This is a genomic window from Streptomyces aculeolatus (assembly GCF_020400605.1).
Taxonomy (GTDB): domain Bacteria; phylum Actinomycetota; class Actinomycetes; order Streptomycetales; family Streptomycetaceae; genus Streptomyces; species Streptomyces aculeolatus.
The window spans coordinates 30,804-55,692 of sequence record NZ_JAINRD010000005.1; the positions used below are offsets into that span (position 1 = coordinate 30,804).

At 75.1% G+C, this 24,889-nt stretch carries 19 protein-coding genes and 1 pseudogene; 4 read left to right on the forward strand and 16 right to left on the reverse strand.

The annotated features are described in order from the left end of the window. Positions 1-91 precede the first annotated feature (91 nt). The 9 genes and pseudogenes from LG396_RS10870 to rimP form a co-directional block, all read right to left on the reverse strand. Positions 92-1,036, reverse strand: a complete 945-nt coding sequence (locus LG396_RS10870) for a bifunctional riboflavin kinase/FAD synthetase (protein WP_225794603.1) — start codon at positions 1,034-1,036, stop codon at positions 92-94. 146 nt (positions 1,037-1,182) lie between these two features. Beyond that, entirely contained in the window at positions 1,183-4,947 is a 3,765-nt protein-coding gene (locus LG396_RS10875; RefSeq protein ID WP_225794604.1) for a trypsin-like peptidase domain-containing protein, read from the reverse strand. Between the two features lie 163 nt (positions 4,948-5,110). After that, positions 5,111-6,013 (reverse strand): tRNA pseudouridine(55) synthase TruB, encoded by a 903-nt coding sequence (gene truB / locus LG396_RS10880; protein ID WP_037743491.1) that lies wholly within the window; start codon positions 6,011-6,013, stop codon positions 5,111-5,113. Next, entirely contained in the window at positions 6,010-6,558 is a 549-nt protein-coding gene (gene rbfA / locus LG396_RS10885) for a 30S ribosome-binding factor RbfA (protein ID WP_018839989.1), read from the reverse strand. Before rbfA ends, truB begins: the two co-directional genes overlap by 4 nt. A gap of 24 nt (positions 6,559-6,582) precedes the next feature. After that, positions 6,583-6,879 carry a DUF503 domain-containing protein gene (locus LG396_RS10890; protein WP_100298608.1) on the reverse strand — a complete coding sequence of 99 codons (297 nt, stop codon included), beginning with the start codon at positions 6,877-6,879 and terminating at the stop codon, positions 6,583-6,585. Positions 6,880-6,979: 100 nt separating this feature from the next. Next, positions 6,980-10,024: a translation initiation factor IF-2 gene (infB, locus tag LG396_RS10895; RefSeq protein WP_018839987.1), complete on the reverse strand. Its 3,045-nt coding sequence runs from the start codon at positions 10,022-10,024 to the stop codon at positions 6,980-6,982. A 183-nt stretch (positions 10,025-10,207) separates the two neighbouring features. Further along, positions 10,208-10,474: pseudogene (locus LG396_RS10900) on the reverse strand (YlxR family protein); the annotation flags it as partial. Positions 10,475-10,669: 195 nt separating this feature from the next. Continuing rightward, positions 10,670-11,656 (reverse strand): transcription termination factor NusA, encoded by a 987-nt coding sequence (nusA, locus tag LG396_RS10905; RefSeq protein ID WP_037743486.1) that lies wholly within the window; start codon positions 11,654-11,656, stop codon positions 10,670-10,672. Positions 11,657-11,658: 2 nt separating this feature from the next. Further along, entirely contained in the window at positions 11,659-12,159 is a 501-nt protein-coding gene (rimP, locus tag LG396_RS10910) for a ribosome maturation factor RimP (RefSeq protein WP_037743484.1), read from the reverse strand. Between the two features lie 136 nt (positions 12,160-12,295). On the opposite strand from rimP, the gene LG396_RS10915 reads away from it, so the two are divergent. The 4 genes from LG396_RS10915 (at position 12,296) to LG396_RS10930 (ending at position 16,468) form a co-directional block, all read left to right on the forward strand. Next, a complete protein-coding gene (locus LG396_RS10915; RefSeq protein ID WP_225794842.1) occupies positions 12,296-12,823 on the forward strand; it encodes a hypothetical protein in 528 nt (175 codons plus the stop codon). A gap of 208 nt (positions 12,824-13,031) precedes the next feature. After that, entirely contained in the window at positions 13,032-13,508 is a 477-nt protein-coding gene (locus LG396_RS10920; RefSeq protein ID WP_225794605.1) for a DUF4439 domain-containing protein, read from the forward strand. A gap of 42 nt (positions 13,509-13,550) precedes the next feature. Further along, positions 13,551-14,471 (forward strand): aminoglycoside phosphotransferase family protein, encoded by a 921-nt coding sequence (locus LG396_RS10925; RefSeq protein WP_225794606.1) that lies wholly within the window; start codon positions 13,551-13,553, stop codon positions 14,469-14,471. 104 nt (positions 14,472-14,575) lie between these two features. Then, positions 14,576-16,468, forward strand: coding sequence for a penicillin-binding transpeptidase domain-containing protein (locus LG396_RS10930; RefSeq protein ID WP_225794607.1), 1,893 nt, complete (start codon positions 14,576-14,578; stop codon positions 16,466-16,468). Between the two features lie 59 nt (positions 16,469-16,527). Here LG396_RS10930 and LG396_RS10935 read toward each other — a convergent pair whose 3' ends face one another. The 7 genes from LG396_RS10935 to LG396_RS10965 all read right to left on the reverse strand — a co-directional run bounded on the left by LG396_RS10935 (position 16,528) and on the right by LG396_RS10965 (position 24,877). Further along, a complete protein-coding gene (locus tag LG396_RS10935) occupies positions 16,528-18,243 on the reverse strand; it encodes a proline--tRNA ligase (RefSeq protein ID WP_225794608.1) in 1,716 nt (571 codons plus the stop codon). Positions 18,244-18,324: 81 nt separating this feature from the next. Then, entirely contained in the window at positions 18,325-18,858 is a 534-nt protein-coding gene (locus LG396_RS10940; RefSeq protein WP_037743471.1) for a GNAT family N-acetyltransferase, read from the reverse strand. Between the two features lie 136 nt (positions 18,859-18,994). Next, on the reverse strand, positions 18,995-19,840 hold the full coding sequence (locus tag LG396_RS10945) for a GNAT family N-acetyltransferase (protein ID WP_018839978.1): 846 nt from the start codon (positions 19,838-19,840) through the stop codon (positions 18,995-18,997). Between the two features lie 62 nt (positions 19,841-19,902). Further along, positions 19,903-21,057: a flavodoxin-dependent (E)-4-hydroxy-3-methylbut-2-enyl-diphosphate synthase gene (gene ispG, locus LG396_RS10950; protein ID WP_026276638.1), complete on the reverse strand. Its 1,155-nt coding sequence runs from the start codon at positions 21,055-21,057 to the stop codon at positions 19,903-19,905. Positions 21,058-21,287: 230 nt separating this feature from the next. Further along, positions 21,288-22,604: a M50 family metallopeptidase gene (locus LG396_RS10955; RefSeq protein WP_018839976.1), complete on the reverse strand. Its 1,317-nt coding sequence runs from the start codon at positions 22,602-22,604 to the stop codon at positions 21,288-21,290. A 30-nt stretch (positions 22,605-22,634) separates the two neighbouring features. Next, on the reverse strand, positions 22,635-23,894 hold the full coding sequence (gene dxr / locus LG396_RS10960) for a 1-deoxy-D-xylulose-5-phosphate reductoisomerase (RefSeq protein WP_225794609.1): 1,260 nt from the start codon (positions 23,892-23,894) through the stop codon (positions 22,635-22,637). A gap of 17 nt (positions 23,895-23,911) precedes the next feature. Further along, a complete protein-coding gene (locus LG396_RS10965) occupies positions 23,912-24,877 on the reverse strand; it encodes a sulfite exporter TauE/SafE family protein (RefSeq protein WP_225794610.1) in 966 nt (321 codons plus the stop codon). Between the last annotated feature and the right edge of the window lie 12 nt (positions 24,878-24,889).

Consider the following 24,889-nt stretch of genomic DNA (forward strand, 5'->3'; position numbering starts at 1 on the left):
GACGGTGTCAGTCGCAGCCGACGCCGTCCCGAGGCGGATCGGCGGTGACGGCAACGGTGTCCTGTGCGTGTCGGGCCGGTCGGCCCCGGAATCAGCGGGGCGTGGTCAGTTCGCGGCAGGTGTCGACGTCTCGGCGCATCTGGGTCTTCAGGTCCTCGACCGTCTCGAAGCGCTCCTGGCCGCGGACGAAGGCGAGGAAGTCGACCGCCACGTGCATGCCGTACAGGTCGAGGTCGTCGCGGTCGAGCGCGTACGCCTCCACCGTCCGCTCCGTGCCGTCGAACTGCGGGTTCGTCCCCACCGAGACCGCCGCCGGCATCCGCTCGCCGCCCGCGTCCAGCCAGCCCGCGTACACCCCGTCCGCGGGGACCGCGGTGTGCGGCAGGGTCTCCAGGTTGGCGGTGGGGAAGCCCAGCTCCCGGCCGCGCTGCGCGCCCCGTACGACGATGCCCTCGACCCGGTGCGGCCGGCCCAGCACCTCCGCCGCCCCCGCGACGTCGCCCTCGGCGATCAGCCGGCGGGCGAGGGTGGAGGAGAACGGCTCGCCGCCGCCCGCGGTGCCGCTGACCTGGAGGTCGACGACGTCCACCGCGTAGTCGTACGTCCCGCCGAGCGAGGCGAGGAACGCGACGTCGCCGGCGGCCTTGTGGCCGAAGCGGAAGTTGGGGCCCTCCACCACGCACTGCGCGTGCAACTTGTCGACCAGCACCTTGACCACGAAGTCCGCGGGCGACAGCTTCGAGAACTCCGCGGTGAACGGCAGGATCAGCAACGCGTCCACGCCGAGGTCCGCCATCAGCTCCGCCCGCCGGTGGTGCGCGGCCAGCAGCGGGGGGTGGCTGCCGGGGCGTACGACCTCCGTGGGGTGCGGGTCGAAGGTCACGACGACGGACTGCACGCCCAGCTCCCGGGCCCGCGCCACCGTCCGGCCGATGATGAGCTGGTGGCCGCGGTGCACGCCGTCGAACGAGCCGATGGTGACGACGCTGCGCCCCCACCCCTCGGGGATGTCCTCCAAGCCACGCCAGCGCTGCACTGTGCCCGCTCCTCGGTCCGCCGTTGCCGTGCCTGCCCGTGCAGGATTGTGGAACACAAGACTGCCATGCTCGCGGCCCGGCGCAGGACCCGGGCGCCGGTCGGGCCCCGCGGGACGGCCGGTTCCGGTGCCGCGGGGGTACGGGCTCAGGACGCGCGGCGCGGGTGCGACGTGCCCACGGCGAGCTGCGCGCTCGGCCCGAGCACCGCGGCCCAGGCGTCCCGGTCCGCGGCCAGCCAGCCGCGCAGTTGCTCCGCGAACGCGGGCAGCTCGGCGGCGAGCGCCACCAGCCGCCGGTCGAAGACGGCCGCCCCCTCGGGCGTACGGGACAGCAGCAGCCCCACGCGCTGGACGAGGTCCCGCGTGCCCGGCTCCGCGCGCCCGGCCGCGGTACGGCCGACGGCGGCGAGCAGCGCGTCGAGCACGGCAGGTTCGCGCTCGCGGTCCAGGAGCACGTCCAGCAGTTCGCGGCGCAGCGCGTGGGAGGCGGGGGTGCCCGGCTCGGCGACGACCGGGGCGAGTGCGCGGCGTACCACCGGCGAGTGCGCGGTCAGCAGTTCCACGGCGAGCGGGATGAGCACGGCGCGGTCGCCCGGCCCGTGCTCCAGCCGTCGGTCGACGAAGTCGGCGGCGGCCGCGGCGCCTTCGGGATGGTGGTCGACGTACTCGCGGACGAGGTCCGCGGCGCCGCGCGCGAGCGCCGGGGCCGGGGCGCGGACCCCGGCGAGGGCGGCCAGCACGTCGGCGGCGCCGCTGCCGGGACGGTGGAGGCGGTCGCGGAAGGCGTCGAGCACCGGCCCGGGGTGGGTGGCGAGCGCGGGAGCGAGGTCGGCGGGCGCGAGGTGCGGGTCGTCGGCGGCGAGGAGGTCCAGGGCGCGGTCGAGGTGCGCGGCGCGGCTGTCGGGGTCGCGGAGCAGCACGGCGAGGGCGGGGCCGTGGAGGGTGTCGTCACCGGCGCGGGTGAGCAGGGCTTCGGCGGCGTAGCGGAGGAGCGCGCGGTCGGCGGTGCCGCGGGCGTGCGGGGCGGTCGCCTGCGCGTACGCGGCCGCGGCGGCCCGCCGCCGCGCGCGGGGGTCGCGCGCCCAGCGGTCCACGGCACGGCACAGGGCGGACGGCTCGTCCTCGGCGAGCGCGGCGAGGAGTTCGGCGGCGCGCGGGTGGGCACTGGCCACGAGGGTGTCGGCGAGGTCGTCGACGGCGCGGGCGCGGTGGGTGTGGAGGAGGGCCTGCGCGGCGTCGGCGACGGTGGCGCCCCCGGCGGGCAGCGCGCGTTCGTCGTCGAACCAGGCGACGAGGAGCGGCTGCGCGGCGGTCGGGTCGGCGCGCAGCAGGTCCCCTGCGGCGGTCAGGTACGCGGACGGGCGGCGGGTGTCGGCGGGTACGAGGATGCGCAGCAGGTCGAGGCGGTCGGCGAGCGGGAGGGGCAGCCGGGCGGTGAACGACGGGCCGAAGGGGGCGAGCACGTCGGGGAGCCCGGCGGTGCCGCCGCAGCGGGCGGCGTGGCCGGCGACGCAGACGGCGAGGCGGCGAAGCACGTGCCGGTACGGGCGGGCGTCGGGCACGCGCAGCAGGGTGTCGCGGAGCAGGTGGGCGCCCCACCAGCCGCCGTCGGCCGCCGGGTACGGGCCGGATCCGGGCTCCGGGAACGCCGGGCGCCGGCTGACGGCGGCGCCGACGGCGCCCAGCAGGTCCGTCAGCCGGTGCCCCAACTCCGTACGGCCGTACCGCCGTTCCAGCAGGAGCAGCGCCTCGACGCACGCCCCGACGCGGTGTGGCGGCACCGGCAGCGCGCGCCGGCCGGCGCCGCCGTCCGCGGAGGACGGCAGGTCGCCGGGGCGCCAGCGCTCGGACGTGCGGTGGACGAGGACGGCGAGGGCGGCGTCGACGTCGAGGTGCGCGCCCTGCAGCCAGTCGGCGAACCCCTCGTGCGCGAAGCGGTAGCCGGCACCCGCGGGCACCAGCAGCCCTTCGGCGAGCACCGCGTCGGCCCACCCGGTGAGCCCGGCGATGTGGTCCGGCATCCGCCACGGGAACAGCTCCTCGAACGCCGCCCGCTCCAACTCCCCCTGCCCCGGCCCCAGGCACCGCCGCGCCGCCTCGTGCGCCTGCCCGGCGACGTACGCGGCGAGCCGCCCGACGGCGGCCCCGCGGGGAGCCGCGGGCCCGGCGCCGCGGGCGAGCCGCTCGGCGATGCGCAGGCAGACGAGCGCGAGATACGACTCGAACACCTCCCACCGCCGCAGCCCTCCACCGCCCGGCGCGGCCGCGTCTCCCCCCGGCCTCTCCCCGTCGCCCCGCGGCAGTGCCGCGCGGACCTCCGCCAGGAGCCGCAGCGTCAGCGGGTGGGCGGCGTCCGCCGGGTGGAGGGCGGTCGCGGGGATGCCGTAGCGGGTACGGGCGCGGGCCGCCTCCGCCGGGGTGAAGTCCCCCAGCGGTACGCACGGCGGCAGCGTGTCCGGCCCCGGCTGCCCCGCGTGCAGCATCCCCGCGGGGAACAGCGCGCCCGCCCGCTCCCAGTACTCCGGGCGGCACGCCAGCACCAGCCGTACGCCGTGCTCGTCCAGCCACCGCGCCGTGTGCGCCGTCCAGTCCGCCAGCGACGCCGCCAGCACCGGCGGCATCTCCTCCGGGCCGTCGAGCACGACGAGCAACGGCCGCCCCGCGACGTGCGCTTGCGCCGCGACCGCCTCCGGGGTGGCCGTCGCCGGGTCGCCCGCGCAGCCGCCGTCCCCCGCCGTACCGGCCACCACCCGCGCGGCGTCGCGCAGCGCCCGGGACACGGCATCCCGTACGCCCGCGTCCGCGACCTTCAGATCCGCGCCCCGCAGGCGCACCGACGGCGCGGGAGTGCGGCCGGCGGCGCGGCGGGCGGCGAGCCCGGCGAGTGCGGCGGACCGGCCGCTGCCGGGCTCGCCGACGAGCGCGAGGACGTGCGCGGCACCGGCGAAGAACCGGCCGAACTCCGCCACCACACCCCGCCGTTCCGCGGGCGGTCCCCACACATGCGCGAGAGGGCCCCCGGCCCCCGGTGGTGCCGCGACGACGCAGGCTCCCCGGCCCAGGGCGACGCCCGCGCCCGCAGCACCGCGGGCGACCGCGGCGGCCCCGGCCCGCACGACCCGGTCCGCAGCGGCAACTCCCGCGGCTCCCCCGGCCCCCGCGAAACCCTCCGCTCCCCCGAAGCGCCCGGCTCCCCCGATACCCCCCGCTCCCGCGAACGCACCACCGCTCGCCTCCCCCAGCTCCACCGCCCCCGCCAGGTTCAAGTCCCGTCCGTACGCCGCCACCTGCGCCCCGCCCCGGTCCAGCACCGCCCCGAGCGTCCCCGCCGCGTCGTCCGCCGCCCCGCGCAGCGGCAGCGCGTGGGCCACCCCGCCGCGGTCCGCGTGCAGCGCGGTGCCGACCACCGCGACCACCGCGCCGCTCGCGGCGTCCAGCACCGGCGCGCCGCTCGCCTCGCCGCCCGGGTGCAGCGACTCGTGCGGGCCGAGGGCGAGTTGCAGCACGCCCTCGACGAGGTGGTAGCGGTCGGTCGCGGTGTACGTCGCCGTGGCCGCGGCCACCACCCGACCCGGCACCCGCGTCCCGGGCAGCGCGACGGCCACCTCCGTGCCGTCGTCGGGCACCGCGGCGGCGAGCGCGAACGGCCGGGCGCCGGCCAGCCCCCGGGCCCGTACGACCGCCAGGTCCGCACCGGGCAGCGACGTGACGTCCGCGGACTCGATCAGCCAGGTGTGCTCGTCGCCGGGCGCGTGCAGCACCAGCCGGGCGAGCCCGTCCACGGCCTCGTGGCTGGTGAGCACGGTGCCCTCGGCGTCCACGAGGAATCCGGTGCCCCGCGGGCGGCCGGCGAGGTCGCGGATGCGTACGACGGTGCCGGGCGCGCGCGGCGGCGGCGATGAATACGGCAACGACCAGCCTCCCCGGGTGGGCCCCAGGGCATGGCTTGCCACCGGCTGATCACGGGAAACGACGAATGGCGCGATGCGCCCCCCGGGGCACCCGTTCGGCGGAATCCAGGCCGCCGCGGACACCCGGAGCGGCGGTCACACCCCCCGGCGGGAGCCCCGCGGGCTACGCGAAGACCGCGAGCGCCTTCGCCCGCCCGCCGGCCGGCTCCACCAGCGCCAGGAACCGCCCGTCGGGACCGAACACCGCGTTCGGCCCCTCCGCCAGCTCCGCCGGCACCGCCAGCCGCACCCCGTGCGACAGCAGCCGGGCCTGCTCGGCGTCCACGTCCCAGCGCGGGAAGGCCGCCGCCGCCGCGTCACCGATCGGCAGCACGTCGAGCCGCTCCTCCAACTGCTCCAGCGTCCGCGCCCCGTCCAGCCCGTACGGGCCCACGCGGGTGCGGCGCAGCGCGGTGAGGTGGCCGCCGACGCCCAGTTCGGCGCCGAGGTCGCGGGCCAGGGCGCGGATATACGTGCCGGAGGAGCACACCACCGTCACGTCCAGGTCCGTCACCCGCGTACCGTCCCCGGCGACCGCCGCCCGCACCTCGTGCAGCACGAACGTGCTGACGGTCACCGGCCGCGCCGGCAGCTCCACGGCCTCGCCGTCGAGCACCCGCTTGTACGACCGCTTGCCGTCCACCTTGATCGCGCTGACGGCCGACGGCACCTGCATGATGTCGCCGGTCAGCCCGGCGATGCCGGCGTCGACCGCACCGGGCGGCAGGTCGCCGGCGTCGGCGGCGGCGGTGACGTCGCCCTCGGCGTCGTCGGTGACCGTCGTCTGACCGAGCCGGATCGTGGCCCGGTACTCCTTGTCGGTGAGCGCGAGATGGCCCAGCAGCCGGGTCGCCTTCTCCACGCCGACGACGAGCACGCCCGTCGCCATCGGGTCCAGCGTCCCGGCGTGGCCGACGCGCCGGGTACGGGCCAGCCGGCGCAGCCGGCCGACGACGTCGTGCGAGGTCAGCCCGGCCGGCTTGTCGACGATGACAAGGCCGTCCGGGCCGGTCGACTTCCCCTTCATGCCCCCGCCGGGCCCCCGTCCGTGTCACCGCGGGCAGCACCGGAGCCCGGCGCGCCGCGGTCCGCCCCGTCGTCCGCGGCATCCGCGGCGTCGGTGCCGTTCGCGTCGTCCGCGTCCTCGTCGTCCCGGTCCCGCTTGTACGGGTCCGCCCCCGCCGCGTACTCCGCGCCCGCGGCGGCGCTGCGCACCTGCTCGTCCTGGAGCCGGGCGCGCTCCAGCACGTCGTCGATGTTCTTGGCGTTCTCGGGCAGCGCGTCCGGCATGAATGCCAGCGTGGGCGTGAACTTCACCCCGGCGGCGGCGCCGACCGCCGAGCGCAGCACGCCCTTGGCGCTCTCCAGCCCCTTGGCCGCCTGCGCCCGCTCCTCGTCGTCGCCGTACACCGTGTAGAAGACGGTCGCCTCCCGCAGGTCACCGGTGACGCGCGTGTCGGTGATGGTCACCCGGGAGCCGAGCCGCGGGTCCTTGATCCCCCGCTGCAGCTTCTCGGCCACGACCTCACGGATGAGGTCCGCCAAGCGCTTCGCCCGTGCGTTGTCGGCCACTGGTCCGTCTCCTTGCCCACTTGTCTACTCGTCGTCTTCGTGGTGGATCCGCCGCCGTACGGACAGCAGCTCCACCTCCGGCCGGGCGGCGAGCATCCGCTCGCACCGGTCCAGCGTCTCGGTGAGGTGCCCGGCGTCCCCGGAGACCGTCGCCAGACCGATCACGGCCCGGCGGTGCAGATCCTGGTGCCCGACCTCCGCGGCGGTGACCGCGTACTTGCGGATCAGCTCCGCGACGATCGGGCGGACGACGGAGCGCTTCTCCTTCAGCGACCGTACGTCGCCGAGGAGGAAGTCGCAGGAAAGCGTCCCTACGTACACGTGTGTCCGGATCACCCGCCGGTACGGGATATACGGGATGGAGTGGCGGCGAGGGGGCGGCCCTTCGCGAAGGGCCGCCCCCTGCCGACGGTGCTACTGGTCAGGCGCGCGGCTTCTCGCGCATCTCGTACGTCGCGATGACGTCGTCCACCTTGATGTCGTTGTAGTTTCCGAGGTTGATACCGCCCTCGAAGCCTTCGCGGATCTCGGTGACGTCGTCCTTGAAGCGGCGCAGGCCCTCGATGTTGAGGTTCTCCGCGACCACCTTGCCGTCGCGGATGACCCGGGCCTTGGTGTTGCGCTTGACCTCGCCGGAGCGGATGAGAACACCGGCGATGTTGCCCAGCTTGGAGGAGCGGAAGACCTCGCGGATCTCGGCGGTGCCGAGCTCCACCTCCTCGTACTCCGGCTTGAGCATGCCCTTCAGCGCGGCCTCGATCTCCTCGATGACCTGGTAGATCACCGAGTAGTACCGGACGTCGACGCCCTCGCGCTCGGCCATCTGCGTCGCCCGGCCCTCGGCGCGGACGTTGAAGCCGATCACGATCGCGTCCGAGCCCGTGGCCAGGTCGATGTCGGTCTCGGTGACCGCACCGACGCCGCGGTGCAGCACGCGCAGGTCGACCTCTTCACCGACGTCCAGCTGCATGAGCGAGGACTCCAGCGCCTCGACGGAACCCGCCGCGTCGCCCTTGATGATGAGGTTGAGCTGCTGCACCTCGCCGGCCTTGAGCACCTTGTCCAGGTCCTCCAGCGACACCCGGCGGGTGCGCTTGGCGAAGGCGGCGTTGCGCTCGCGCGCGGCGCGCTTCTCGGCGATCTGGCGGGCCGTACGGTCCTCCTCGACCACCAGGAAGTTGTCCCCGGCGCCGGGGACGCTGGTCAGACCGAGCACCTGGGCGGGGGTCGAAGGACCGACCTCGTCCAGGGGGTTGCCCAGGTCGTCGAGCATGGCGCGCACGCGGCCGTAGGCGTCGCCGACGACCATCGTGTCCCCGACGCGCAGCGTGCCGCGCTGGACCAGCACGGTCGCCAGGGCGCCGCGGCCGCGGTCGAGGTGGGCCTCGATCGCGATGCCCTCGGCGGCCTGCTCCGGGTTCGCGCGCAGGTCCAGGCTGGCGTCCGCGGTGAGGACGACGGCCTCCAGCAGGTTCTCGATGTGCAGGCCCTGCTTGGCGGAGATGTCGACGAACATCGTCTCGCCGCCGAACTCCTCGGCCACCAGCCCGTACTCGGTGAGCTGGCCGCGCACCTTCGTCGGGTCCGAACCCTCGACGTCGATCTTGTTGACCGCGACGACGATCGGCACGTCGGCCGCCTTGGCGTGGTTCAGCGCCTCGACCGTCTGCGGCATCACGCCGTCGTTGGCCGCGACCACGAGGATCGCGATGTCGGTCGCCTTCGCACCGCGGGCACGCATGGCGGTGAACGCCTCGTGGCCCGGGGTGTCGATGAAGGTGATCCGGCGCTCCTCGCCGTTGACGTCGGTCGCCACCTGGTACGCGCCGATGTGCTGGGTGATACCGCCGGCCTCGCCCTCCAGGACGTTGGTCTTGCGGATCGCGTCCAGCAGGCGCGTCTTGCCGTGGTCGACGTGACCCATGACGGTGACCACCGGGGGCCGCGCCACGAGCGCTTCCTCGCCGCCCTCGTCCTCGCCGAACTCGATGTCGAACGAGTCGAGCAGCTCGCGGTCCTCCTCCTCCGGGCTGACGACCTGGACGGTGTAGTTCATCTCCTCGCCCAGGAGGTGCAGCGTCTCGTCGGAGACGGACTGCGTCGCGGTGACCATCTCGCCCAGGTTGAACATCACCTGGACCAGGGACGCCGGGTTGGCGTTGATCTTCTCCGCGAAGTCGGTGAGCGACGCGCCGCGGGAGAGACGGACCGTCTCGCCCTTGCCGCGCGGGAGCATCACGCCGCCGATGGACGGCGCCTGCATCTGCTCGTACTCCTGGCGGCGCTGCCGCTTCGACTTGCGACCGCGGCGCGCGGGACCGCCCGGACGCCCGAAGGCGCCCTGCGTGCCGCCGCGGCCACCGGGACCGCCGGGACGGCCGCCGAAGCCGGGACGGCCACCGCCGCCACCGCCGCCGGGACGGCCGCCGAAGCCGCCGCCACCGCCGCCGCCACCGGGACGACCGCCGAAGCCGCCGCCACCGCCGGGACGACCGCCGCCACCGCCGCCGCCACCGGGACGACCGCCGGGACCGCCGCCGCCCGGACGGCCACCGCCGCCGGGACGACCGCCGGCCGGGGCGCCGGGGCGCCCGCTGGGGGCGGGACGCTGCGGCATCATGCCGGGGTTCGGGCGCGGGCCGCCGGGACGCGGGCCGCCGCCCTGGCCGCCCTGCGGCCGGGGCATGCCGCCCGGGGTGGGCCGGGAGCCGCCCGGCGTCTGCGGGCGCGGGCCACCGCCCTGCGCGCCGCCCTGGCCGCCGCCGCCGGGGCGGGGGGCCTGCGGGCGCGGGGCCTGCGGGCGGGCCATGCCGGTGGAGCCGCTGGACGTGAACGGGTTGTTGCCCGGGCGCGGGCCCGCGGGCCTACCGCCGGGACGCGGGCCGGGCCCGCCGGAGCGGGCACCGCCGGGACGGCCACCGCCGCCACCGGCCTGGCCACCGCCCTGACCCTGGCCGGCACCGCCGCCGCGCGCGGGGGCGGGCGGCCGCGGACCCGGCTTCACGCCGGGCTTCGGGGCGCCGCCGCGGTCCGCTGCGGGGGGTGCGGTGAACTCCGGCGCCTCGGGCGCCGGGGCCGGGGCCTTCTGCGCCGGCGGGGTCGGGCCCGGAGCCGGACGGGGCGCCGCCGGGGCGGGCGCGGGCCTGCCGGCGTCGGCGCCCGGGCGCGGCGCGGGCTTGCGCTCCGCGGCCTGCTCGGGCTTGACGGGGGCGGGCTTCGCCGCGGGTGCGCCGGGGACGCCGGGCTTGGCGGCGGCCTTCTTCGGCGCTGCGGGCTTGCCGGCGGGCTTGGCCGATGCCGAGCCGTTGCCGGACTGGAATGCGTCAGTCAGTTTGCGTACGACCGGCGCCTCGATGGTCGAGGACGCCGAGCGGACGAATTCGCCAAGTTCTTGGAGCTTGGCCATGACGACCTTGCTCTCGACGCCGAACTCCTTGGCGAGTTCGTATACCCGGACCTTAGCCACTTCGCTCCTTCTGGTCCGGGGGTGTCCGCCGGACCGTCGCTACTTCTGCATGGGCGTACTCATCGCGTACTCATCGAGTGCTCATCGCAATCTCGACCCACTTCCGACTCGCGAGGTACCTGGCCGCGCGGGGTTCCGCGCGGCGCTCGTGTTCTTCGTGCTCATGTCTGCCTCCACGGCCTGCTGCTCCACGAAGCGGTCCACGTCTGCGGTGCCGAGCGGCCCCCGGGCCCGCAGGGCCCGGACGAACGCCCGGCGGCGGACCGCCAGGTCGAGGCATGCCTTGACGGGGTGCAGATAAGCGCCCCGGCCGGGCAGCGTACCGCGGGGATCGGGGACGCACGCGCCGCCGACCTCCACCACACGCAGCAGATCGCCTTTGGTCGCACGCACCCGGCACCCCACGCAGGTGCGCTCGGGGCAGCCCCGGGCGCGCGTCCGGCCAGACACGCTCAAGTCTACCTCCACGGCCGGCGGGCACCCTTTCGGGGGGCCGATCGAACGCCTGTTCTCGCCCAGGGCAACGCGCAGCCCGCGGCGGGCCCGACGATACGTGATCCACTCCCCGTGATGCGACCCGGTTTCCGCGGCCCCGGCCCCCGGCCCGGAAAGCGGGTTCCGGGCCGTCCGGCCCGGAACCCCTCGTCAGTCCGCCGGCTGCTCGGTGTCGGGGCGGATGTCGATGCGCCAGCCCGTCAGCCGGGCCGCCAGCCGGGCGTTCTGGCCTTCCTTGCCGATCGCCAGGGAGAGCTGGTAGTCCGGCACCGTCACCCGGGCCGAGCGCGCCGCCAGGTCGACGATGTCGACCTTGGTCACCCGCGCCGGCGACAGCGCGTTGGCGACCAGGTCGCCCGGCTCGTCGGACCAGTCGACGATGTCGATCTTCTCGCCGCCCAGCTCGGCCATCACGTTGCGCACGCGGCCGCCCATCGGGCCGATGCAGGCGCCCTTCGCGTTCAGCCCGGAGCGCGTGGACCGTACCGCGATCTTGGTGCGGTGCCCGGCCTCGCGCGCGATGGCCGCGATCTCCACCGAGCCGTCGGCGATCTCCGGCACCTCCAGCGCGAAGAGCTTCTTCACCAGGTTCGGATGTGTGCGCGAGAGGGTCACGGACGGGCCGCGTACGCCCTTGGTCACCCGCACCACGTACGTGCGCAGCCGGGTGCCGTGCTTGTAGTCCTCGCCCGGCACCTGCTCCTGCACGGGCAGGATGGCCTCCAGCCGGCCGATGTCGACCAGCACGTTGTTCGGGTCCTTGCCCTGCTGCACCATGCCCGTGACGATGTCGCCCTCGCGGCCCGCGTACTCGCCGAAGGTGATCTCCTCCTCGGCGTCCCGCAGCCGCTGCAGGATGACCTGCTTCGCGGTGGTGGCGGCGATCCGGCCGAAACCCGACGGGGTGTCGTCGAACTCGCGGGCCTCCCCGCCCTCAGGCACGTCGTCCGGGTCCTCCTTGGCCCACACGGTGACGTGCCCGGTCTCCCGGTTCAGCTCCACCCGGGCCTGCTGCCGGCTGCCCTCGGTGCGGTGGTACGCGATGAGGAGGGCCGACTCGATCGCCTCGACCAGCAGGTCGAAGGAGATCTCCTTCTCCCGTACCAAGCCGCGCAGGGCGCTCATGTCGATGTCCACTGCTACGAGCCCTCCTCGTCCTTCGTCACCTTGCGGTTGAACTCGATCTCGACGCGGGCCCCGGCGATCTCGCCGAACTCCAGCCGCCGGGCGCTGGGCTTGCGGCCCTTCACCCCCGGCACCTGCAGGTCGACTCCCGCGTCGTCCACCGCGGTGATGCGTCCCACGACCTCGCCGCCCTCCCGTAGCTGCACCTTGACCATTCGGTCCGCGGCACGACGGTAGTGGCGCGGCAGGGTCAGCGGGCGGTCCGTACCCGGAGACGTGACTTCCAGGACGTACGGGTGGTCGCCCATGGCGTCGGAGACGTCCAGCTCCTCCGCGACGCGCCGGCTCAACTCCGCGCAGGTGTCGAGGCCCACGCCGCCGTCGGCGTCGACCACGACCCGCAGGACACGCCGCCTGCCCGCCGGGGTGAGCGCGATCTCCTCCAAATCGAGGCCGCGTTCCTTGACGAGCGGCTCCAGCAGATCCCGCAGCCTCTCGTTCTGGGTGGTGCTCATCCGGGTGACTCCTCGGCCGCGTGTGCTGTTGTGTGACGTCACGTGTCCGGTCAAAGCGTATCCGCTCCACGACCGGTGCGTTGCCCACCGGTACGCTCGGCTCGTGCGGATCAAGGGACTCCCGGCGAGAAGGACCGTGCTGGCCGGTGCCGCCGGGCTGGCGGCGACAGGCACTACCGCAGGCTGTTCCGGAGACGGCGGCGACGACGGGGGCGCCGACCCCGCCCGTACCGAACGGCTCCGGCGCCGGGCCGCGGCGGAGTCGCGCGCGCTGCTGCGCCGCTACGACGCGACGATCGCGGCCCACCCCGGCCAGGTCACGGCGCTCGGCCCGCTGCGCGCGGAGGTGGCGCAGCACGTGGCCGCGCTGGCCCGCGGCCTGCCCGCGGACACCCGGGCCGCGTCCCCGGGCCCGGGCGCGGGGACGGAGGGCTCCGGCGACCGCGCCGACGCCGCTCCCCCGCCGCCTGCGGAGAAGCGCGGCGGGGAGGCGGTGCCCGCGGACCCGGCGGAGGCCTTCGCCGCGCTGGCCACCGCGGAGAAGCGCACCGCCGACGCCCACACCGCCGCCCTGGCCGCTGCCCCGGGCGAGTTCGCGGGCCTGCTGGCCTCGGTCGCCGCCGCCGGCGCTGCCCACGTCTACCTCCTCGGGACCACGGCGTGAGCGCTACGGGCCCAGGCCCCCGGCGCCGCTGCCGGAGCGGGCCGGACGTGCGTCCGGGCCGGAGGCACCGGCCGGTGGCGCGACGGCCGAGGACCTGCCTGCTCCCGGCCCGGCCGACTCCTGCCCGGCGGGCCCCTGTCCGGCGGCCCACCGCCCCGTACGCGGCGGCGCCGGCCGGCCGCGCCCGTCCCGTAGCCCAGGAGGCATCGTGAGCGAACCGTCCGAGGAGGCCCGCGCCGCGGCGCAGCGCGCGCTGGCCGCCGAGCACGCCGCCGTCTACGGCTACGGCGTCGTCGGCGCCCACGCCGGCGGCATGGCCGACCAGGCGCGCGCCGGCTACGACGCCCACCGCGCCCGCCGCGACACCCTCAGCCGCGTCGTCAGCGACCTGGGCGACCGGCCGCAGCCCGCCGCCGCCGCGTACGCGCTGCCGTTCGCGGTGCCGGACGAGGCCGCCGCCGTGCGGCTGGCGACCGAGCTGGAGGACCGGATCGCGGGCAGCTACGCCGACCTCGTCCGGGCCGCGGAGGGCGATCTGCGCCGCGAGGCGGCGGCCGCGCTGCGCGAGGCGGCGGTCCGGGCGGCGCGCTGGCGCGGCGGGAGCGTAGCCTTCCCTGGTCTGGCCGAACGCACGCCCGACACCGCACCCGCGGGCCGGCAGGAGGGCGCCGGCCGCACGGACTGACCCGCCCGCCCCGGCCTGACGCAGCAGGAGGACACCGCCCGTATGGCATCTGCAGCTCAGTACCGGTCCGAGCCGCCGGAGCGCCTGGTGCGCCATGTCTCCGCCCACGGCGACCCGGGCCGCGCCTGGCTCGCGGGGCTGTCCGGGCTGGTGGACGGCCTGCTCCGGCGCTGGGCGCTGACCGCGGAGCGGGTGCACGCGCCGGGCGGGCGGACCAGCGTCCTCGTCCTCGTACGGCAGGAGGACGGCACGCCGGCCGCGCTCAAGGTCGCGTACGAGCCGGAGCGCATCGCGGCCGAGCAGCGCGCGCTGGAGCACTGGAACGGCGTCGGCGCCGTGCGGCTGCTGCGCGCCGACGCCGCCTCGGGGGCGCTGCTGCTCGAACGGCTCCAGGCGGACGTCAGCCTCCGCTCGCTGGCCGAGGCCAAGGCGCAGCTGGAGTCGGCCGCCACGCTGCAGCGGCTGTGGACCGCGCCGCCCGCGGACCACGCGCTGCCGACGGTGGCGGAGCACACCGGGCGGCTCGCGGAGCGGCTGCGCGAGCTGCGCGCGGAGCCGTACGCGGAGCTGGTCGACGCGGCGCTGGAACGCCGCGAGGCGCTGCTCGGCGACCGGGCGGCGGCGGGGCCCGACGTGCTGCTGCACGGCGACTACCACCAGGGGCACGTGCTGGCCGCCGAGCGGATGCCGTGGCTCGCGGTGGGGCCGCGGCCGCTGGTGGGCGAGCGGGCGTACGACCTGGCGTGGCCGGCCCGGGACCGCGTCGACACCCTCGTGGCCGCGCCGGGCGCGGCGGCCGCGACGCGGCGGCGGCTGACGAAGCTGGCGGACTCCCTGGACGTGGACCGCGACCGGCTGCGGGACTGGACGCTGTTCCGCTGCGTCGCCACGGGCGTGACGGCCCTGGCCCGCGGCGACCGCAACGGCGGCGAACTCCACCTGGAGTACGCGGGCTGGCTCTGAACCGCCCCGGGACCGCCCCGGGGCCGCCCGCGGCGCCGACCGCCGTTCCCGGACGGCCTGTTGGCGTCCCCTGCGCGCCGTGGGCGACGCCCTAGGATGCCCGCATGGATCTGGCTCTGCCCGCGCGCAAACGGTCCCAGTGGGCCCTGGTCGCCGGGGCCGTGGTGGTGGCGGCCGGGGTGCTGGCCGGGAGCATCGCGTACGTGCTGGGCGGCGACGACGACGCCGCCGACGCGCAGGAGGGGGTGCGGGCGTACGTCGCCGCCTGGGCGCGCGGCGCCAACGAGGAGGCCGCGAGCCGCACCGACCGGCCCCGGGCCGCCGCCGACCTGCTGGACTCCGTACAGCGCGGGCTGGACCCCCAGGACGTGCTGGTGTCGGTGGACGACGCTGAGGAGGGCGAGGGCGGCACGTACACCGTGCCCTTCTCCGTACGGCTGCGGCTGCCCGGCTTCGGCACCTGGGAGTACGAGACCCGCGCGGTGGCCCTGCCTCCGGGCGGCGACGGGGACGACGGCGGCTGGCGGGTGCGCTGGGAGCCCCGGCTCGTCCACCCCGCGCTGCGCCGCCACCAGACCCTCGTCACGACCACCCGGCGCGCCGAGCGCGCCCCGATACTCGCCGCCGACGGCTCGGAGCTGGCCGGCGACGCCAAGGTGTGGGCCGTATCGATCTGGCCCGCCAAGCTGTCCGAGCCCGACCGCGCGTACGCCGTCCTCGGCGACCCCGCGCTCGGTGCGGACCTCGACGTTCCGCGGCTGAAGAAGCGCGTCGCCGCCGCGGAGCCGGACGAGTCCGTGCCGGTGGTGACCCTCCGGGACGAGGTCTACCGGCAGCACCGCGACCGGCTGCTGGCCGTCCCGGGGCTGCAGTTCGTCGACTCCGACCAGCCCGTAGCGCATCTGGCCCGCTCGCTGGTCGGGGCCGTCTCGCCGGACACCGGCAGGGGCTCCTCGGCGCTCCAGGCGCGCTACGACAAGCGGCTGTACGCGCCGCCCGGCGGCGAGGTCGTGATCGCCGACCGGGCCACGGGGGCGCCGGTGCGCACCCTGGCCCGCAAGAAGCCGGGCGCGGGGAAGCCGGTGCGCACGACGATCGAGCCCGGTGTGCAGCGCGCCGCGGAGGAGGCGGTCGGCGGGCTGGGCAAGAGCGCGTCGATCGTCGCGGTCGACCCTCGGACCGGCCGGGTGCTGGCCGTCGCCGACAGCCCGGACACCGGCGAGAGCCGGGCGCTGACCGGCCGCTTCCCACCCGGCTCCACCTTCAAGACGGTCACCGCCGCCGCGCTCCTCGACGGCGGCCTGGCCGCCGGGGACCCCGTGGCCTGCCCGGCGGCGACCCACGTGGCGGGGCAACGCTTCGAGAACCAGGGCGAGTTCGACCTCCCGAAGGGCACCACCTTCGCCGAGGCGTTCGCCCAGTCCTGCAACACCGCCTTCGTCGGCCTGCGCGACGACCTGGACGACGAGACGCTGACGGACACGGCCCGGGCCTTCGGCATCGGCGGCACCTGGCAGGTCGGCGCCGCCACCTTCGACGGCAGCGTGCCCGCGGCGGACGGCGACAACGACAAGGCCGCGGCGATGATCGGGCAGGGCCGGGTGGAGGCGAGCCCGCTGGTGATGGCGTCGGTGGCGGCGACGGTCAAGGGCGGCCGGTTCCGGCAGCCGGTACTGGTGCCGGACGCGGTGGACGAGCCGTACCGGGCGCCGGAGAAGCTCGACAAGGGGACCTACCAGCAGCTGCGCGCGCTGATGCGCGGCGTCGTCACCGACGGGTCCGGCGCGGCGCTCCGCGGTATCCCGGGGCTGCCGCACGCCAAGACCGGGACCGCCGAGTTCGGCACCGAGAGCCCGCCGCGGACCCACGCGTGGATGATCGGCTACCTGGAGGGCGCCGATCTCGCCTTCAGCGTGCTCGTCGAGGACGGCGGCTCGGGCGGCAAGGACGCGGGCCCGGTGGCCGCCGCCTTCCTCCGCGCGGCAACCGCCGGCTGACGCCGGGACCCGCGGCCGGCCGGCGCCCGGCCCCGGACGCCGCCGTCACGCCGCTGCCGTCACGCCGTCGCCGTCAGCCGCGCCAGCGCCTCGTCCACCGGCAGCTCCTCGCGCTCCCCGGTGCGGCGGTCCTTCAGCTCCACCACGCCGTCGCCCGCGCGCCGCCCCGCGACGAGGATCTGCGGCACCCCGATCAGCTCGGCGTCCGTGAACTTCACACCCGGTGACACCGACGCCCGGTCGTCCACGAGCACCCGCACGCCCGCCGCGCCCAGCTTCTCCGCCAGTTCGAGGGCCAGCTCCGTCTGCTTGGCCTTGCCCGCCGCGACGATGTGCACGTCCGCCGGGGCCACCTCGCGCGGCCAGCACAGCCCCAGCTCGTCGTGCGTCTGCTCGGCGAGGGCGGCGACGGCCCGGGAGACCCCGATCCCGTACGAACCCATGGTCACCCGCACCGGCTTGCCGTTCTGGCCGAGGACGTCCAGCTCGAAGGCGTCGGCGTACTTGCGGCCGAGCTGGAAGATGTGGCCGATCTCGATGGCCCGGTCCAGCTCGATGCCCGAGCCGCAGCGCGGGCAGGGGTCGCCGGGCTCGACGACGACCACGTCCAGGTACTGGTCGACCTCGAAGTCGCGGCCGCACACCACGTTGCGCGAGTGGGAGTCGGGCTTGTTGGAGCCGGTCACCCACGACGTGCCCGGGGCGACGCGGGGGTCGGCCAGGTACCGGAAGGCCTTGCCGGCCATGCCCTGCGGGCCGACGTATCCCCGGACGAGGTCCGGGCGGTCGGCGAAGTCCTCGGCGGTGACGACCTCGACCTCGGCCGGGGCCAGTTGCTCGGCGAGCTTGCCGAGGTCCACCTCGCGGTCGCCGGGGACGCCGACCGCGGTGATCTCGCCGTCGATCTTCACCAGCAGGTTCTTCAGCGTCGCCGAGGCGGGGACGCCCAGGTGCGCGGCGAGCGTCTCGATCGTCGGGGTGTCCGGCGTGTCCAGCTCCTCGACCGGCGGGAGCCCGTCGACCGGGGCGGGCGCCACCGTCGTCGTCAGCGCCTCGGTGTTCGCCGCATAGCCGCAGGACGGGCACTGCACGTACGTGTCCTCGCCGGCGGCGGCGGGGGCGAGGAACTCCTCGCTGGCCGAGCCGCCCATGGCACCGGAGACGGCGGAGACGATCCGGTAGTCGAAGCCGAGCCGCTCGAAGATCCGCTGGTACGCCTCGCGGTGCAGCCCGTAGGAGGCGGCGAGGCCGTCGTCGGAGGTGTCGAAGGAGTACGAGTCCTTCATGTGGAACTCGCGGCCGCGCAGCACGCCGGAGCGGGGCCTGGCCTCGTCCCGGTACTTGATCTGGATCTGGTAGAGGATCACGGGCATGTCCTTGTAGGACGAGCACTGGTCCTTGACCACCTGGGCGAACAGCTCCTCGTGCGTGGGACCCAGCACGTAGTCGACGCCCTTGCGGTCCTTGAGGGCGAAGAGCAGGTCGCCGTACTCCTCGGCGCGGCCCGTCGTCTCGTACAGCTCGCGGGGCAGCAGGGCGGGCAGCAGCACCTCCTGGCCGCCGATCCCGTCCATCTCCTCGCGGACGACCCGCGCCACGTTCTCCAGGACCCGCTTGCCGAGCGGCAGCCAGGTCCACACCCCGGCGGACGAGCGGCGGACGTAGCCCGCGCGGACGAGCAGCTTGTGGCTCGCGGTCTCGGCGTCGGCGGGGTCGTCGCGCAGCGTCTTGAGCATCATCCGGGACATGCGCTGAACGTGGCTGTGCTGGCTCATGCCCCGGACTCTAGCGCCGGACCCGGGCCCGCCGGTAATTCGTCCGCCGAAGCTGTGGACAACTCGCCGGTTGTGGACAACTCAGCGCAGCAGCGGCAGCTCGGCGCCCATCACCACGTACGGGCTGGGGGCGCCGGGGAAGACCACGCGGCGGGCGAGGTCGCGGTAGCCGAGCTGCCGGTACAGATGGCGCGCGGGGCTCTCCACGTCGATCGCCGAGAGCAGGCTCCTGGGCTCCGCGGCGGTGTCGGTGATCCGGGTGATCAGCTCGCGGCCGATGCCGCGCTGCTGGAAGGCCGGGTGCACGTGGAGTTCGGTGATAACGAAGGTGTCGTCGAGCCAGCGGTCCTCGCCGACGGCGCGCAGATACGGCTGGACGACGGTGGACCACCAGTAGACCCGGTTGTTCGGCATGCCGTAGACGAACCCGACGAGCCGGCCGGTGGCGGTGGTGGCGCCCAGCGCGCGGGCGCCCGCGTTGGTCAGGTGGCGCAGCACGACGTGGCGGCGGACGGCGATCTCGTCGTCGGTGAGCCCGAAGGCGACGGCCTGAACGGCGAGCGCGTCGTCCACGCGGGCGGCGAGGTCGAGAGGGCCGACGACGACGTCATCCATGGCTGCGCACCCTACCGTGCGCTCGCGGGCCGCCGGTCCACCCCCGCTGCTACGCCCGCTGCGCGGCCCCGGAGCGCACCGGGCACGGCGCCCGTAACGGGCGTCGCCGGCCCCGCGCGCGCCGCGGGCGGGACGCTCAGAACAGCACGCTCATGAACGCCCCGACCTCGCGGAAGCCCACCCTGCGGTAGGCCGCGCGGGCCACGGTGTTGAAGTCGTTCACGTACAGGCTGACCACCGGTGCCACCTCGCGCAGCGCGTACCGCAGGACCGCCGCGAGACCCGTCTCCGACAGGCCGCGCCCGCGGTGCTCCGGCGCCACCCACACGCCCTGGATCTGGCACGCGTGCTTCGTCGCCGCGCCGATCTCCGCCTTGAAGACGACCTCGCCGTCCTCCACGCGCGCGAAGGACCGGCCGCCGCCGACGAGTTCGGCGACCCGCGCCTGGTACAGCAGCCCGCCGTCGCCGGCGAGCGGCGAGATGCCGACCTCCTCGGTGAACATCGCCACGCACGCCGGCATGATCAGGTCCATCTCGTCCTTGCGGATGCGCCGGACCAGCGGGTCCGGCTCGACGTCCGCGGGCAGCGAGGTGGTGACCATCAGCGGCTGCCGCGCGCGCACCTCCCGCGCGGGGCCCCAGGCGGGCTCCAGCAGGGACCACAGCCCGGCCGTGGGCTCCGCCGGGCCGACGATCGAGGAGCAGCGCCGCCCGGCCCGCCGCGCGCGCTCCGCGAAGCCGCGTACGGCCTCGGGGGTGGCGCAGACGGGCACGAGATTGGCGCCGGCGTAGCAGAGGGACTCCAGCCGCCCGTCCGCGTACCAGCCCCACAGCTCACCGCCGAGCCGCCAGGGGTCCAGTCCGGCGACGGCGACCCGGGAGGCGACGAACGCGTTGGCGACCGGTTCGCGGTCGAGCACGGCGCGAGCGGCATCGAGTTCCGCGGGCTCCAGCAGCCGTGTGGTGGTGGTCGTCAACACAGCGGCACTGTACCTGTGCGCGCGTCCGCCCGCTTCCTGCGGGTACGCGCAGTGCCCGGCGGTCAGCCGACGGTGACCTCCGGCTCGCCGGCGGCGGCGCCGTCGGCCTCCATCCGGTCGGCGATCTTCATCGCCTCCTCGATCAGCGTCTCGACGATCTTCGACTCGGGCACGGTCTTGATGACCTCGCCCTTGACGAAGATCTGGCCCTTGCCGTTGCCGGAGGCGACGCCGAGGTCGGCCTCGCGGGCCTCGCCCGGGCCGTTGACGACGCAGCCCATGACGGCGACGCGCAGCGGCACCTCCATGCCGTCCAGGCCGGCGGTGACCTCGTCCGCGAGCTTGTAGACGTCGACCTGGGCGCGGCCGCAGGACGGGCAGGAGACGATCTCCAGCCGGCGCTCGCGCAGCCCGAGGGACTCCAGGATCTGGATGCCGACCTTGACCTCCTCCACCGGCGGGGCGGAGAGGGAGACGCGGATGGTGTCGCCGATGCCGTCGCCGAGCAGCGAGCCGAAGGCGACGGCGGACTTGATGGTGCCCTGGAAGGCGGGACCCGCCTCGGTGACGCCGAGGTGCAGCGGGTAGTCGCACTGGGCGGCGAGCTGCCGGTAGGCGTTGACCATGACGACCGGGTCGTTGTGCTTGACCGAGATCTTGATGTCCGTGAAGCCGTGCTCCTCGAACAGCGAGCACTCCCACAGCGCGGACTCGACCAGCGCCTCCGGGGTGGCCTTGCCGTACTTCGCGAGCAGCCGGCGGTCGAGCGAGCCGGCGTTGACCCCGATCCGGATGGGGGTGCCCGCGGCGGAGGCGGCGTGCGCGATCTGCTTGACCTGGTCGTCGAACTTCTTGATGTTGCCGGGGTTCACCCGGACCGCGGCGCAGCCGGCGTCGATCGCGGCGAAGACGTACTTGGGCTGGAAGTGGATGTCCGCGATGACGGGGATCTGCGACTTCTCGGCGATGACGGACAGCGCGTCGGCGTCGTCCTGCGTGGGGCAGGCCACCCGGACGATCTGGCAGCCGGAGGCGGTCAGCTCGGCGATCTGCTGGAGGGTGGCGCCGATGTCGGAGGTGCGGGTGGTGGTCATCGACTGGACCGAGACCGGTGCCTCGCCACCGACGGCGACGGACCCGACCTGCAGCGTACGACTCGCCCTGCGCTCGGCCATCTTCAGCGGAACGGACGGCATTCCCAGCGAAACGGCAGTCATCTGGCGGCAACCCCTGTTGTACGGATCATGGCCCCCACCGGATGAGGCCCGGGCTACCGAGATTACGGCACCGGCACCCCGCGCCGCGGCCGGTCCCGGGGTGGTCACCGGAAGTGTCGATAAACCGGCACCGGACGTTTACCCGACGGCGCCCCGGGTCCGCGGCATGCGCGCCGCGGGGGCGGAGCGGGCGCGTACGCCGTGGTGCGCGCCCCGCTCCGCCGCCCGGGTCAGCCCGTGAGCTTCACCGGGTTCACCACGTCCGCGACGAGCACCAGCAGCGTGAAGCAGATGAACACCCCGGCGACCACGTACGCCACCGGCATCAGCTTCGCGACGTCGAAGGGGCCCGGGTCGGGCCGCCGGAAGACGCGCGCGAACGCGCGCCGCACCGACTCCCACAGCGCCCCCGCGATGTGCCCGCCGTCCAGCGGCAGCAGCGGCAGCATGTTGAACAGGAACAGCGACAGGTTGAAGCCCGCCACCAGCAGGAGCATCGACGCCACCCGCTGCTCCGGCGGGATGTCGAGGTTCAGCACCTCGCCGCCGACCCGGGCCGCGCCGACGACGCCGACCGGCGAGTCCTCCTTGCGCTCCTCGCCCTGGAACGCCGCGTCCCACAGGTCGGGGACCTTCGACGGCAGCGCGATGAGGGCGTCGAAGCCGTTGACGACCATGTCGCCCATGCGGTCCACGGACTGGCCGAAGTCCTGCCTGACCACGCCGGTGGCCGGCGTGAAGCCGAGGAAGCCGGCCTTCACGTACTCGCCTTCGACGTAGCCGCCGTCGCCGTCGCTCTTGCTGACGGTGTTCTCGGTGAGCGTGGGGTGCAGGTCGACGCGCTTGCCGTCGCGCTCGACGGTGACCGTGGCCGGGCCGATGGTGTCGCGGATGCTGGTCTGGAGGGTCTCCCAGTCGTCGACCGGGCGGCCGTTGAACGCCACGATCTCGTCGCCGCGCTCCAGGCCCGCCTTCTTCGCGGGTGCGGCGGGGTCGCCCTCCCGGCACTTGCGGTCCGGGTTCTCGGCGACCGACTCGGCCTTGATCACGCAGTCGGAGACGGAGCCGACGGTCGTGGTCTGGGTGGCGATGCCGAAGGTCATCATCACGCCGACGAACACCACGACGGCCAGCACCAGGTTCATGAACGGGCCGGCGAACATCACGATGACCCGCTTCCACGGGGCCCGCGTGTAGAACAGCCTGCTCTCGTCGCCGGGCTTCAGCTCCTCGTACGCCGCCTGCCGCGCGTCCTCGATCATCCCGCGGAACGGCGAGGTGGAGCGCTGCTGCACCCGGCCGTCCTCGCCGGGCGGGAACATCCCGATCATGCGGATGTAGCCGCCGAGCGGGATCCACTTGATGCCGTACTCCGTCTCCCCCTTCTTGCGGGACCACATCGTGGGGCCGAAGCCGACCATGTACTGCGGGACGCGGATGCCGAACAGCTTGGCCGTGCTGAGGTGGCCGAGTTCGTGCCAGGCGATGGAGACCAGGAGCCCGAAGGCGAAGACGACGATGCCGAGAATCGTCATGAGTGTCGTCATGGGCGCACCTTCGTCATCAGTTGTCGGTCGTCACTTGTCGTGCTGGTCGGCCGGCAGCCCGGCCAGCTCCCTGGCCCGGGCGCGCGCCCAGGTCTCGGCTTCGAGGACGTCCGCGACCGTCAGCCGGGTTCCCGGATCGTCCGTGCCGTGTTCCGCGACGACCTGGCTGACCGTGTCCATGATGCCAAGGAACGGGAGCTTGCCGGTGAGGAAGCCGTCGACACATTCCTCGTTCGCGGCGTTGAAGACCGCCGGGGCGGTGCCGCCGAGGGCGCCGACGTGGCAGGCCAGCGGCACGGACGGGAACGCCTTCTCGTCGAGGGGGAAGAACTCCCAGGTGGCGGCGGCCGACCAGGCGAAGGCGGGCGCGGCGTCCGGCACCCGCTCCGGCCAGCCCAGCGCCAGCGCGATCGGCATCCGCATGTCGGGCGGGCTGGCCTGGGCCAGGGTGGAGCCGTCGGTGAACTCGACCATGGAGTGCACGTAGGACTGCGGGTGGACGACGACCTCGATGCGGTCGAAGGGCACGTCGTACAGCAGGTGTGCCTCGATGACCTCCAGGCCCTTGTTGACCAGGGTGGCGGAGTTGATGGTGACGACCGGGCCCATGTCCCAGGTGGGGTGGGCGAGCGCCTGCTCCGGGGTGACGTCCGTCAGCTCCTCGCGCGTCCTGCCGCGGAACGGGCCGCCGGAGGCGGTGACGAGCAGCTTGCGGACCTCGCCGCGTGCGCCGCCGAGCAGGGCCTGGTAGAGGGCGGAGTGCTCGGAGTCCACGGGCACGATCTGGCCGTGCCGGGCCACCTCCCTGACCAGCGGGCCGCCGACGATCAGCGACTCCTTGTTGGCCAGCGCCAGCATCCGGCCGGCCTTGAGGGCGGCGAGGGTGGGCGCGAGGCCGATGGAGCCGGTGATGCCGTTGAGCACGGTGTGGCACTCGTCGGCGGCGAGTTCGGTGGCGGCGTCCGGACCCGCCAGCACCTCCGGCAGCGGCTCCCCGGCCCCGTACCGCGCGGCCAGCGCCGCGCGCAGCTCGCCCGCCCGGTCGGCGCGGGCGACCGCGACGCGGCGTACCCGCAGCTGGTGCGCCTGCTCGGCCAGCAGCTCCACCCGGCCGCCCGCCGCGGACAGGGCGGTGACCCGGAACCGGTCGGGGTTGCGCAGCACGATGTCGACGGCCTGGGTGCCGATCGAACCGGTCGAGCCGAGGACGACGATCTCTCGGGGGCCGTCGGCGGCGGCCGCGGAGCGCAGGTGCGGGTCGGCCAGTGGAGCAGCGGGGGTCTCGGTCATCGACCCATTGTGACCGCTCAGCCCTGGCGTGGCGCAGACGCCCTCTCGATGCCGTCGCCCGGCGCCTCGCCGGGCGGTCCGCCGTCCGCTCCCAGCGCGCCGGCGGGGGCGGTTGCGGCGCGCGGGCGCCGGGGGCGGCTGGTGATCACGGCGTACGCGGCGAGCACGGCGCAGGCCGGGATGATCACGGTCTCGGGCACGTGCACCAGGGAGAGCCCGGTGGCCAGCAGGATGATCGCGAGCACCCAGCGCAGCACGGCGCCGGGGGCCCGGGTGGAGAGCACCGCGCCGACGAGCACGCCGGGGATGGCGCCCAGGAGCAGCACGGCGGCGAGCCCGAGGCTGGCGTCTCCGACGATGAAGTGGCCGGCGGCCGCGGCGGCGACGATCGGGATGGCCTGGACGAGGTCGGTGCCGACGAGGTGGTTGGCCTTGAGCCGGGGGTGCACGAGCATCAGCATCACGATGATCAGCGAGCCGGAGCCGACGGAGGTCATGCCGACGACGAGGCCGCCGACGAGCCCGATGAGCAGCGTGGGCCCCGGCCGTACCGGTACGTGGGCGTCCTCGGTCTCCGCACCGTCCTGTGCGGCGCGCCGCCGGTCGAGCCACATCCGGGCGAGCATGCCGGTGACGGCGAGCAGCAGGGCCGCGCCGATGACGATCTTCACCCGGCTCTGCAGGTCCTCGCCCTCGCCGAGGAACTGCAGCAGGAAGGCGCCGCAGAACGCGGCCGGCACACCGGTGGGCAGCAGCCAGCGCACCACGTCCCAGCGGACGGTGCCCGCCTTCTGGTGCACGGCGGCGCCGAACGGCTTCATGAACACGGAGGTCGCGAGGTCGCTGCCGATGGCCTGCGTCGGGTTGACCCCGAAGACCGTCACCATGATGGGGGTCATGAGGGCGCCGCCGCCCATGCCGGTGAGGCCGACCATGCAGCCAACGAGGGCTCCGGCCACGACCATCGACCACGAAAAGTCCATAGACATCGATAC